Annotated in this window: 11 protein-coding genes and 1 other RNA gene; 6 read left to right on the top strand and 6 right to left on the bottom strand. The window is 67.6% G+C overall.

What is annotated here, in order from left to right:
- The first annotated feature begins 277 nt into the window (after nucleotides 1-277).
- On the top strand, nucleotides 278-1,867 hold the full coding sequence (locus HOQ08_RS07945) for an MASE1 domain-containing protein (protein ID WP_291193065.1): 1,590 nt from the start codon (nucleotides 278-280) through the stop codon (nucleotides 1,865-1,867).
- 285 nt (nucleotides 1,868-2,152) lie between these two features.
- Entirely contained in the window at nucleotides 2,153-4,039 is a 1,887-nt protein-coding gene (locus tag HOQ08_RS07940) for a chloride channel protein (RefSeq protein WP_291193063.1), read from the top strand.
- Between the two features lie 39 nt (nucleotides 4,040-4,078).
- Here the strand turns inward: HOQ08_RS07940 and rpiA are convergent, their stop codons facing one another.
- The 6 genes from rpiA to HOQ08_RS07910 form a co-directional block, all read right to left on the bottom strand.
- On the bottom strand, nucleotides 4,079-4,714 hold the full coding sequence (gene rpiA / locus HOQ08_RS07935; RefSeq protein ID WP_291193061.1) for a ribose-5-phosphate isomerase RpiA: 636 nt from the start codon (nucleotides 4,712-4,714) through the stop codon (nucleotides 4,079-4,081).
- Between the two features lie 57 nt (nucleotides 4,715-4,771).
- The gene (locus HOQ08_RS07930) at nucleotides 4,772-5,239 is read right to left on the bottom strand and encodes an EVE domain-containing protein (RefSeq protein WP_291193059.1); all 468 of its coding nucleotides are present in this window, start codon (nucleotides 5,237-5,239) and stop codon (nucleotides 4,772-4,774) included.
- Entirely contained in the window at nucleotides 5,239-5,841 is a 603-nt protein-coding gene (locus HOQ08_RS07925; RefSeq protein WP_291193057.1) for a 5-formyltetrahydrofolate cyclo-ligase, read from the bottom strand. Before HOQ08_RS07925 ends, HOQ08_RS07930 begins: the two co-directional genes overlap by 1 nt.
- 92 nt (nucleotides 5,842-5,933) lie before the next feature.
- Nucleotides 5,934-6,119, bottom strand: a non-coding RNA gene (gene ssrS, locus HOQ08_RS07920) — 6S RNA.
- A gap of 7 nt (nucleotides 6,120-6,126) precedes the next feature.
- Nucleotides 6,127-6,444, bottom strand: coding sequence for a cell division protein ZapA (locus HOQ08_RS07915; protein WP_291193055.1), 318 nt, complete (start codon nucleotides 6,442-6,444; stop codon nucleotides 6,127-6,129).
- Entirely contained in the window at nucleotides 6,444-6,668 is a 225-nt protein-coding gene (locus HOQ08_RS07910; protein ID WP_291193053.1) for a TIGR02449 family protein, read from the bottom strand. The genes HOQ08_RS07915 and HOQ08_RS07910 overlap by 1 nt, the downstream gene beginning before the upstream one ends.
- Nucleotides 6,669-6,812: 144 nt before the next feature.
- Here HOQ08_RS07910 and HOQ08_RS07905 point away from each other — a divergent pair, with 144 nt between their 5' ends.
- The 4 genes from HOQ08_RS07905 to cydB all read left to right on the top strand — a co-directional run.
- Entirely contained in the window at nucleotides 6,813-7,376 is a 564-nt protein-coding gene (locus tag HOQ08_RS07905; protein ID WP_291193051.1) for a UPF0149 family protein, read from the top strand.
- Nucleotides 7,334-8,683, top strand: coding sequence for an aminopeptidase P N-terminal domain-containing protein (locus HOQ08_RS07900; RefSeq protein ID WP_291193049.1), 1,350 nt, complete (start codon nucleotides 7,334-7,336; stop codon nucleotides 8,681-8,683). The genes HOQ08_RS07905 and HOQ08_RS07900 overlap by 43 nt, the downstream gene beginning before the upstream one ends.
- A gap of 397 nt (nucleotides 8,684-9,080) precedes the next feature.
- Nucleotides 9,081-10,481, top strand: coding sequence for a cytochrome ubiquinol oxidase subunit I (locus HOQ08_RS07895; protein WP_291193047.1), 1,401 nt, complete (start codon nucleotides 9,081-9,083; stop codon nucleotides 10,479-10,481).
- Nucleotides 10,482-10,483: 2 nt separating this feature from the next.
- Nucleotides 10,484-11,413, top strand: a 930-nt coding sequence (gene cydB / locus HOQ08_RS07890; RefSeq protein WP_291193044.1) for a cytochrome d ubiquinol oxidase subunit II, incomplete at its 3' end; no start/stop codon positions are given.

Below are 11,413 nucleotides of genomic sequence, written 5' to 3'. Positions count from 1 at the left end.
CCTCTTTTTGCATGCATGACGGGTGAAAACCGGAACGCCGGACATTGCGTGGCACCACAGCGTATGGATACCAATCCTGCGACGCAGGCCACACCGGCAAGGCCTGGTCAACGAAGGGAACGGCACGCGAGTTGGGTTACGATTGGCGGCGAAAAAATGGCTTGGCGCGCCATTGGTTTCACTGGATCTTCCATCTCCCATTGTTCCCGATGGGAGCATGTCGATGCCCATGCGTCGCCGGTTGAGCAATCCGGTCACTCATGCCGGGAGTAGGGAGATGCTGAAAAGGATTGGTTCAAACATCTGGGTGCAACAGGTGGCCGTCGCCATCGCGTATGCGCTGGTGTCCGCCCTCCTGCGGCAGGTATCGTTCGCCCACTGGTTCCCTTTTGCGGGACTTCGTCTCAGCGCGCTGCTGCTGGTGCCCTATCGGTACTGGCCCGCGCTGCTGGTCGGTGAGACCGGTCCCCTGGTGTACACCGGCGTCGAAAATTCGAGCCAGTATGGCTGGCTTTGGGGCGTTTCCCTCATGGTGCCGCCGATGCTGTTCATGATGCCGGTGGCTCGCTGGTGCAGGGAACGGCGCCGGATCTTTCCAACGAAGGCCTCGACCAATATCAATCTGCTGTTGCTGTGCACGTTGGTCGCCTCCGTCATCTGGACAGCTGTGGACATGGCCACTCTTGCGCTCATGCGCCTGCCTGCCGGAGTGATTCTTCCAGATCGGAAAGAAATTGCAGGCTTCTACTTTGTCGGTTCCTTCCTCGGCATCCTTACGTTGGCTCCATTGGTGCTCATGGTGCGGGAGGAATTGCTTGGTGGTGGAACCCATCGGCTCTGGTCGAGGTTGGCGGAAAGCCGCCTGGTGATGGACGCCGCGTGCCTGCTGCTGCCGTCGCTGGCCTTGCTGGTATGGCTGGCCTCGGGTGCGTCGGGGGCGACGAGCCAGGAGGCCCGCGTCGCCATGTTCTTGCCGGTCGTATGGCTGGCCGTGCGGCATGGATGGCGCGGAGCGGCGGTTGGCGGTGCTGCTGCAAGCATCGCTGTGGTGCTTACGATGCCGAGGCATTTTGACCCCGATACGCTGCACGCACAGGTGTTCGTCGCCTTCACCATCACCACCATGATGCTGTTGGGCGGTCGCATCGCGGTTCTCAATGAACGCGAGAAGCGAGAGAAATCCGATGCCCGCCTGGCGCTCGCATTGGCCCAGCGGAACGTCTACCTGGACGAGATGCAACTGCGGCAGACGTCCTATGCGCTGGAACAGATGAGCGGAGCCATTCAGGCCTCCTATACGCAAATGCTCGGCCGTCTCCGCAGCCTGACGCCCGGGGCCGACGAGCGCACCTACTATCACCAGGCGGCGGTGGCCCAGCACCAGATGCATCGCCTGGCCGATTCGCTCTATCCGCTGTCCTGGCGGGAACGCGGATTGCCGGCCGTCCTGCGCGAGGGAACCCTGCCGCGCGCGCTGGACGAAGCGGGCATCACATACTGGTGCGATATTCACGGCACCGGTCTGGACGAGCTTTCGTCGAGCATCCACATGACGCTTTATCGCCTGGCCAGCGAAGCGATCGCCCTGGCCTGTGCCAAGCGCAACATCAGCGGTATCCGGCTGCGCCTGCGCAGCGGTTCGTTTGGGGGGCGCCGCTGGGCCGTGCTCTGCATAGACAGCCGCGCCGACTATGAGCGGTTGAGCAGGGTGCACTGGGACGATCTTTTTCCCGTGCTGGGAGGGAGCGGCCTGGGGCTGAGCGGCCTCAAGGACCGCGCCATGGTTTTTGGCGGCAAGGTCCGGATGCGCTCCCTGCCGCAGGCAAGTCGGATCAGCCTCATACTTTTTGACCCGCAGATCGGATGATCGTCCGAAACTCGCCTGTCGGCGGCTCCATGCCGTTGCCCATGGTGGATGACTGCTGCGCTTCATCGGATGGCTGCGTCCGGACGGACGGACGCAGCAGCTCAAGGATCCCTTGCCGGCGAGGCCGGGTTGATCGCAGGCGGCACGGGCCTTCGTCGACCGCGGCTGGCAGCTCTTCGCGGGGGTGGCAGTGAGCGAGACAGCGAGCGCAGGCTCCATCGCCACCAGCTCTTCGGTTCTCGGGCCCGCAAGCGTAAAATCCCCGCTTTCCTCTGCGGTTTTCCCATGACATCTCCCATCGAGAAGCCGGCACCCCCGCCGGGCGTGCGCCTGGAAGGCAGCACGGATGCCTTGCCCCTGTCCCCTGCCCTGGGGGTCAGCCTTGACGCGACCCGCATGCCGCGTCGGTCGACCCTGATCGATCGCCGGGTATTGCGCATCACGGCGGTGGCGATCGTGCTAGGCGTGGCTGCCGCCTTCATCGCCCAGGTGCTGACGGGCCTGATCGGGCTGGTCACCAACCTGGCGTTCTATGGCCGCTGGTCGAGCGAGTTCTCCTCCCCGGCAGGCCACCACCTGGGCGCCTGGGTGATCGTGGTTCCGGTGATCGGCGGCCTGCTCGTCGGCGCGATGGCGCGCTGGGGGTCGCGCGCCATCCGCGGGCACGGCATTCCCGAGGCGATGGAGCAGGTGCTGCTCAACGAGTCGAAGATCCCGCCGCGCATTACCTTCCTGAAGCCGGTTTCCTCGGCGATCGCGATCGGCACCGGCGGCCCGTTCGGCGCCGAGGGACCGATCATTGCCACCGGCGGCGCGCTCGGTTCGTTCATCGGCCAGCTGCTGCGCGTGACCGGCGGGGAGCGCAAGGTATTGCTGGCCGCCGGCGCGGCGGCCGGCATGGCGGCGGTGTTCGCCTCGCCGGTGGCGGCGGTCGTGCTGGCGGTCGAATTGCTGTTGTTCGAACTGCGCCCGCGGTCGTTGATTCCGGTGGCGCTGGCGACGGTGGCGGCCACCTCCGTGCGCTACGCGTTCCAGGGCACCTCGCCGGTGTTCGCGATGCCGGACCTGGCCGAGCCTGGTGCGGTGGCGCTGGCCTGCTACGTGGGTGTGGGTGCGTTGCTGGGCCTGATCAGCGTCGGTGTCACGCGTATCGTCTACGGCATCGAGGACGCGTTCGAGAAACTGCCGATCCACTGGATGTGGTGGCCCGCGCTGGGCGGCATCGCCGTGGGCGTGGTCGGCTATTTCGCGCCGCTGACCCTGGGCGTGGGCTATACCAACATCGAGGGCATCGTCAGCGGCCGCTTCACCCTGCACACGCTGTTCTTCCTGTGCGTGATGAAGTTCATCTCGTGGTCGATCTCGCTGGGCAGCGGCACCTCGGGCGGAACGCTGGCCCCGCTGTTCACCATCGGCGGGGCGCTCGGCGCGTTGATCGGCCTGGGCCTGGCCGCGATGCTGCCGCACTTCGGCATCGATCCGCGGATTGCGGCGCTGGTGGGCATGGCGGCGATCTTCGCTGGCGCCTCGCGGGCGCTGCTCACGGCGGTGGTGTTCGCATTCGAAACCACCGGCCAGCCGGCCGGCCTGCTGCCCCTGCTGGGCGGCTGCACTGCGGCCTACCTGATCTCGGCGCTGCTGATGCGCAACACCATCATGACCGAGAAGATCGCCCGCCGCGGCGTGCGCGTGCCATCCGAGTACGCGGCCGATTATCTCGACCAGGTGGCGGTGGGCGATGCCTGTTCCCGCAAGGTGGCGACCCTGCGCACCAGCCAGACCCTGGGTGAGGTGCGCCACTGGCTCGGCGAGGGTTCGGCCGAGGCGCAGCACCAGGGCTATCCGGTGATCGACGAGCACAACCAGGTGCAGGGCGTGCTGACCCGGCGCAGCCTGCTCGATCCGCAATGGTCCTACACGCTGACGCTGGGCGACCTGATCACGCGTCCGCCGATCATGGTCAAGGAGGACCACTCGCTGCGCGAGGCGGCCGACCACATGGTGGCCGAGCAGGTCGGCCGCCTGATCGTGGTAAGCAAGGATGCTCCGCACCGGCTGGTCGGCATCATCACCCGCGGCGACCTGTTGAGCGCGCATGCGCGCCGCCTGCAGGAGGCACGCCAGGCCACGCGGCACCTGCGCGTGGGGCGCAGCGGACTGCGCACGGCCTGAGGCTCGCTCCCTCTCCCGATGGGGGGAGGGAGCGGATCCTCACATCTCGCGATCGCCCACCAGCACCACGTCGGCCGGCCGGCGCGCGAACAGGCCGACGGTGACGATGCCGGGGACCTGGTTGAGCTCGGCTTCGAGCGCGACCGGATCGGTGATCTGCCAGCCGTGCACGTCGATCACCCAGTTGCCGTTGTCGGTGACCACGCCGTCGCGCCAGACCGGCTGCCCGCCGCGCTTGACGATCTCGCGGCCGACCAGGCTGCGCGCCATCGGGATCACCTCGATCGGCAGCGGGAAGCGGCCGAGCAGGTCCACGCGCTTGCTCGCGTCGATGATGCAGACGAACTGCGCGCTGGCCTCGGCGATGATCTTCTCGCGCGTCAGCGCAGCGCCGCCGCCCTTGATCAGCCGCTTGTGCGGATCGCATTCGTCGGCGCCGTCGACGTACAGCGACAGCGGGCCAGTGGCGTTGAGGTCCAGCACCGGGATGCCGTGTTTCTTCAGCTGCGCGGTGGATTGCTCGGAACTGGACACCGCGCCGTGGACGCGATGCTTGATCTGCGCCAGTGCGTCGATGAAGTAGGCGACGGTGGAGCCGGTGCCGACGCCGACGATGGCGCCGTCCTCGACGTAGCGGATGGCGGCTTCGCCGGCGAGGCGTTTTTCGTTGCTCATGGAAGGGTTCCGCAGGTTTCAAAGTCGGCCCCGGCCAAGCGGCCGGAGGTTGCACGCTCATTCCAGCGCCAGGATGAACTCCCAGTCCTGCGCGTCCACCGGCATCACCGACAGCCGGTTGCCCTTGCGCACCAGCGCCATGTCGGCCAGCGCGGGCTGGCTCTTGAGTTCCTCCAGCGTGACCACGCGCTTGAACTTGCGTACGTACTTCACGTCCACCAGGAACCAGCGCGGGTTCTCGCGCGAGCTGGCAGGATCGAAGTACTTGCTCCTGGGATCGAACTGGCTGGGGTCCGGATAGGCCTCGCTGGCCACCGCGGCGATGCCGGCGATGCCCGGCTCGGCGCAGTTGGAGTGGTAGAAGAACACCTTGTCTCCCTTGCGCATGCCGTCGCGCATGAAGTTGCGCGCCTGGTAGTTGCGCACGCCGTCCCAGGGCTCGCGCTTGCGCTGCTTCAGGTCGTCGATGGAGAAGGTGTCAGGCTCCGACTTCATCAGCCAGTGGGTGTAGGGCCGCGTGCTCATCAGTGGGTTTCCGGGTGGCAGTCGATCAGCTCGCGGTCGGTGGCGATGAAGTCCAGCGGCACGTCCCAGGCTTCCGGCTTGATCACCGGCAGTTCCTGGAAGTCGTAGGCGACGCCGACCAGCAGCGGTTCGGTGGGGCGCACCTGGTCGCCGAGAAAGGCGAAGCTGCGGTCGTACCAGCCGCCGCCGTAGCCCAGCCGATGGCCATGGCGGTCGAAGCCCAGCAGCGGCACCAGCACCAGGTCGAGCTGGAACGGCGCGAACCATTCGCGCGGCGCCACCGGTTCGGGGATGCCGAAGCGGTTCGGCTGCACCGGCTCGCCGGCCGCCCAGGGCGCAAAGCGCAGCTGGTTGTCCTCGCCCAGCATGGGCAACAGGAAGCGCTGGCCGCGCGCGGCCAGGGGAGGAATCACCAGGTTGAGCGGCAACTCGCCGTCGCAGGCCCAGTAGCCGGCCACGCGGGCATCGGTGTGGTATTCGGGGAGCTGTTCGAGGCTGCGCCGCAGACCTTGCGCAGCGGTGATGCGCTGCGCCGGCGCGAGCGCGCGCCGCTGGGCGGACAGATGCTGGCGCAGTTCGCGGCGTTGGGCGGTGGCGTCCACGATCGCGCCTCTCCTGACGGGTGGCGCGGCGGCGCCGCTCGCATCACCGGCCGACGTTGGCGTCAACGTCGGCCGGCGGCGGGGAATGGGTGGCGTCAACCGCGATGCCGCTGCACACCAAACGACCTTGATCCCTTTGGATCAGGTGGGAGGGCACCATGGCCTTAGAGGCTTTCCGCTCGCGGCGGACATGCACAACAGCCATGTGAAACCGACCCGGGGTCGTATGTAGGAACAAGGCAAATGTAAGAGTGTGCTGGCGCACACCGCAGAAAACGCCGGGGACTATCTTACCGGCGCGTCGAGTGCGGCTTCAAGCTTGCGGCGCAGCGCGGCGAGCCCGTCGGTCACGCTGCGATCAGCGCCGTCGTGCTGCCGGCGCAGGCCCAGGTATTCGTGGGTGATGCTGATCGCCGCCAGTACCGCCAGTCGGTCGAAACCGGGCGTCCTGGCGTTGGCGCGCAGTTCGCGCATCTTGCGGTCGAGGAAGGTGGCCGCCTCGAGCAGGCCCTCGCGTTCCTCGGGTGCGCAGGCGATAAGAAATTCGCGGTCGAGCAGACGCAGTGCGACCGGTTCGGAGGCGGAAGTGGGCGTGCTGCTCATCAGCCGTTGTTCTCGAGGGCTTTCAATCGTTGGATCATCGCCTCGACACGGCTGCGCGCCTGGTCGTTGCGCGCCATCAGGCCCGCCCGTTCGCTGGCCAGTTGCTCCTGGCTGTGGCGCAGGCTGCGGTTTTCCTCCTGCAGCCGGCGTACGAGCTCCAGCAGGCGGTCCAGCTGCTGGTTCAGGGTGGCCAATTCCTGCTGGACGGGATCGGGCGTGCTCATGGCGTGAAACTATAGCAAGGGATACGTCCATGGAAGCGTCGCGCTGCGCGATCCAGGTCGCAGCCCACCAAGCGGCTGTTGCCGTCCGTTGCAGCGCGCGGCGCTGCATTAAACTTGGCAGCCATTCTTGCCGGGCCCATTCCGATGACCCCACATGACCTGGTCGGCTATGACGAGCTGGACGCCGCCATCGTGCGGCTGCAACTGGGCACCGACGCCAGCGAGCTGCACGGTTCGTTGTGCGGCTTCCTGGCCGGCGGCGGCGCGCTCGGGCGGCAGCCGCTGCTGGCCGCGCTCGAGCTGGAGGGCGAAGGCACCGCGCCGTCGGCGCAGGACCAGGCGCTGCTCGATCGCCTGGCCAAGCAGGCACGCGGCGAGCTGGCCGACCCCGAACTGGGTTTCGAGGCGCTGCTTCCGGCCGACGATCGTCCGCTGGCCGAGCGTGCCGAAGCGATGGTGGAGTGGTGCCGCGGTTTCATCGGCGGCTTCGGCCTGGGTGGCGCCGGCACTCACGCGCAACTGTCCGACGAGGCGCAGGAGATCCTCCGCGACCTCACCACCATCGCCGGGTCCGCATTCGACTTCGGCGACGAGAACGAGGACGAGGACGCGCTGATCGAGGTGCACGAGTTCGTACGCATGGGCGCCATGCTGCTGTTCACCGAATGCCAGGGCGCCCGGCGCCAGGCGGACGACACACTGCATTGAGCGTCGTGACGGCCGAGTTCGCGCGCCGCCGGCGCCAGCTGATGCGCATGGCGGGCGCCGATGCGGCGCTGCTGGTCGCCGCCGCGCCCGAGCGCATGCGCAACGCCGATGCCGCCTGGCCCTACCGGCAGGACTCGGACTTCCACTACCTCACCGGCTTTCCCGAACCCGACGCCGTGCTCGCGCTGCTGCCCGGCCGCGCGCATGGCGAAGTGGTGATGTTCTGCCGCGAGCGCGATCCCTCGCACGAGCGCTGGCATGGCGAGGTGGCCGGCACCGAGCGTGCGGTGAGCGTCCACGGCATGGACGACGCCTTTCCCATCGAGGACATCGACGACATCCTGCCCGGCATGATCGAAGGCCGGGCGCGGGTGTATTGCCATTTCGGCCGCGAACCGGACTTCGATGCGCGCCTGCTCGGCTGGATGCGGCGCCTGCGCCAGTTGCGCGGCGGCGGCGTGGTGCCGAAGGAGTTCGTGGCGTTGGGCCACCTGCTGCACGACCTGCGGCTGTACAAGTCGCGCGGCGAGCTCAAGCTGATGCGCGCGGCCGCGGCGGTGGCGACCGAGGCGCACCTGGCCGCGATGGCGGTGGCGCGGCCGGGCCGCTTCGAATACGAGGTGGAGGCCGAACTGCTGCGGGTGATGCGCAGCCGCGGTGCGGTGCCTGCGTTTGCGCCCATCGTCGCCGGCGGCGCCAACGCCTGCACCATGCATTACCTGGCCAACCGCGCGCTGCTCAAGGACGGCGACCTGCTGCTGGTCGACGCGGGCGCCGAGGTCGATTGCTACGCCTCGGACATCACCCGTACCTATCCGGTCAATGGCCGCTGGACGCGCGAGCAGCGCGCGCTGTACGAGGTGGTGCTGGCCGCGCAGCAGGCGGCGATCGACGAAGTGGCGCCGGGCAAGCCGTTCGATGCCGCGCACCACGTGGCCGTGCGGGTGATCGCCGAGGGCCTGTGTGCGCTGGGCCTGCTCAGGGGGAGCGCGGACCTGGCCATCGAGAGCGGCGCCTACAAGACTTTCTTTCCCTCCAAGACCGGGCATTGGCTGGGGCTGGACGTGCACGACGTGGGCGACTACCGCGTCGACGGCCAGGCGCGCCTGCTCGAACCCGGCATGGTGGTGACGGTGGAGCCCGGCATCTACGTGCCGCCGGACTTGCACGCTGTGGCCGAGCGCTGGCGCGGCATCGGCATCCGCATCGAGGACGACGTGGCGGTGAGCGCCGAAGGCAACGTGGTACTCACCGCGGCGGTGCCGAAGGAGCCGGAGGATCTGGCGCGGGTGTGGGGCGGGCGCTGAGACCAGCGCGTGCCTGGTGTCATCACTCCTGATTTCGGGACGAGCGCCCGAAGGCGAGGAGGGTTCGGTGAGGCGAGGCGATCCAGTGGTCTCGAACCCTCTCCCAATACCTCTCACGAGGGGAGAAGGGCTTAAACGCCTTGCCAACCCCCAGTTCGTACTGAGCGCATACCGCAAGGCGGAATCGAAGCGCCTGCCTCAAGCCCCATGCCCGAATCCCTCGCCCTCCGAGAGCGGGTGAGGATTCAGGTGAAGCGCGGCGCTTGCGGTCTCGTGCTTCCCGAGTGCGCCGGACAGCACCTGCGACACCCCGCCGCGCGGCAGCCTGTCGCGATGCCGCGGCCATCACGCGCCGCACGTCTATAGTCGGTGATGCCCTTCCCAGCGGGAGTGAAGCATGCCAACCGCGGAGTTCCTGTCCCGCCTGCAGTTCGCGTGGGTGATGTCCTTCCACATCCTGTTTCCCGCCTTCACCATCGGGACGGCGGCGTGGCTGGCCTTCATCGAGGGCGTGTGGCTGGTCAAGCGCACCGACCTGTGGCGCGACCTGTATTTCTTCTGGCTGAAGATCTTCGCCGTCGCCTTCGGCATGGGCGTGGTGTCGGGCATCGTGATGAGCTTCCAGTTCGGTACCAACTGGGCCGGCTTCTCGATCGTGGCCGGCAACGTGGTCGGGCCGCTGCTCAACTACGAGGTGCTGACCGCCTTCTTCCTGGAGGCCACCTTCCTGGGCGTGATGCTGTTCGGCTGGAAGAAGGTCAGCGACGGCATGCATTTCTTCGCCACCTGCATGGTGTCGGTGGGTACGCTGCTGTCCTCGTTCTGGATCATGTCGGCCAACAGCTGGATGCAGACACCGGCCGGCTACGCCATCCGCGACGGCGTGTTCTATCCGGCCGACTGGTGGCAGGTGATCTTCAATCCCTCGTTCCTGGTGCGCCTGCCGCACATGGTGCTGGCGGCGTTCATTTCGACCGCGATGGTCGTGGGCGGGATTTCGGCCGTCTATCTGCTGAAGCGGCGCTTCGTCGACCGCGCCGGGGTGATGCTTAAGCTGGCGCTGGCGTTTCTCGCCATCGTCATCCCGATCCAGATCGTGATCGGCGACATGGCGGGGCTGAAGGTGCGCGAATACCAGCCGGCCAAGCTGGCTGCGATCGAAGCGCGCTGGACCACCGAAAGCAGCGTGCCGCTCGCGCTGTTCGCGTGGCCCGACGAACAGGCCGAGACCAACCGCTACGCGGTGGAGGTGCCGCACCTGGGCAGCCTGATCCTCACCCATTCCTGGGACGGCGAGGTCAAGGGACTGAAGGACTTTCCGCGCGACGAACGGCCGCCGGTGAAGATCCCGTTCTTCTCCTTCCGCGTCATGGTGGGGCTGGGCCTGCTGATGCTGGCGCTGGCGCTGGTCGGGCTGTGGCGCTGGAAGCGCGGCACGCTGTTCTCGGGACGCTGGTACCTGAAAGCGTGGGTGGTGATGATCCCCTCCGGCTTCGTCGCGTTGCTGACCGGCTGGTGGGTCGCCGAGGTGGGGCGCCAGCCCTGGGTGGTACAGGGCCTGATGCGCACGTCGGAGGCGGCGACCAAACTGCCCGTGGGCAGCGTGCTGGCCTCGCTGGTCACCTTCGTGGTGGTCTACATCGGCATCTTCGGCGCCGGCACCTGGTACCTGTTCAAGCTGTTCCGCGACGGCCCGCTGCCGGCACCGCAGCGCGAGCCGGCCACGCCTGTGCACGGCGACCGCCAGCGCACGCCGGCGCGGCCGCTGTCGGCGCCGGACGACCCGATGGAGGACTGACGATGGACTGGGCGACCATTCTTCCCGTGGTGTGGTTCTTCATCATCGGCTTCGCGGTGATCATGTACGTGCTGCTGGACGGCTTCGTGCTTGGCCTCGGAATACTGCTGCCGTTCGCCGACGACGAGCACCAGCGCGACCACATGATGAACACGGCCGCGCCGATCTGGGACGGCAACGAGACCTGGCTGGTGCTCGGCGGCGCGGGCCTGATGGCGACCTTTCCCAAGGCCTACGCGGTCGTGCTGTCGGCGCTGTACCTGCCGATCCTGGCGATGCTGATCGCGCTGATCTTCCGCGGCGTGGCGTTCGAGTTCCGCTTCAAGGCGCACACCTCGCGCTGGCTGTGGGGCGTGGCCTTCAGCGTGGGCTCGGTGGTGACCGCCTTCGCGCAGGGGCTGATCCTGGGCGCGCTGGTCGAGGGCATGCCGCTGACCGGCGGCAAGTACGTGCAGGGCGCGTTCGGCTGGTTCAGTCCGTTCGCGGTGATGACCGGCGTGGCGGTGGTGTTCGGCTACGCATTGCTGGGCGCGGCGTGGCTGATCCTCAAGACCGACGGCCGGTTGCAGCGCATCGCCTTCGACCTCACCCGTCCGCTGATGCTGGCGGTGATCGGCTTCATGTTGATGGTGAGCGCATGGCTGCCGTTCCTGGATTCGAAGCTGATGGAGCGCTGGTTCACCGGCGCGCACCTGCTCTACCTGTCGCCGGTGCCGGTCCTTACCGTGCTCAATGCCGTGCTGCTGTGGCGGGCGGTGCTGAGGAACCGGGAAGTGCAGCCGTTCGTGCTGGCGCTGTGCTTCTTCGCGCTGGGCTTCATCGGCCTGGTGGTGGGCATGTGGCCGAACATCGTCCCGCCCAGCATGACGATCTGGGACGCCGCCTCGCCGCCGTCCTCGCAGGGTTTCGTGCTGGTCGGCGCGGTGGTGCTG

It is taken from the genome of Frateuria sp. (assembly GCF_013362045.1).
Classification (GTDB): Bacteria; Pseudomonadota; Gammaproteobacteria; order Xanthomonadales; family Rhodanobacteraceae; genus Frateuria_A.
The sequence above is the reverse complement of the archived record's forward strand: the minus strand, read 5'-3'. Positions and strand labels throughout refer to the sequence as shown.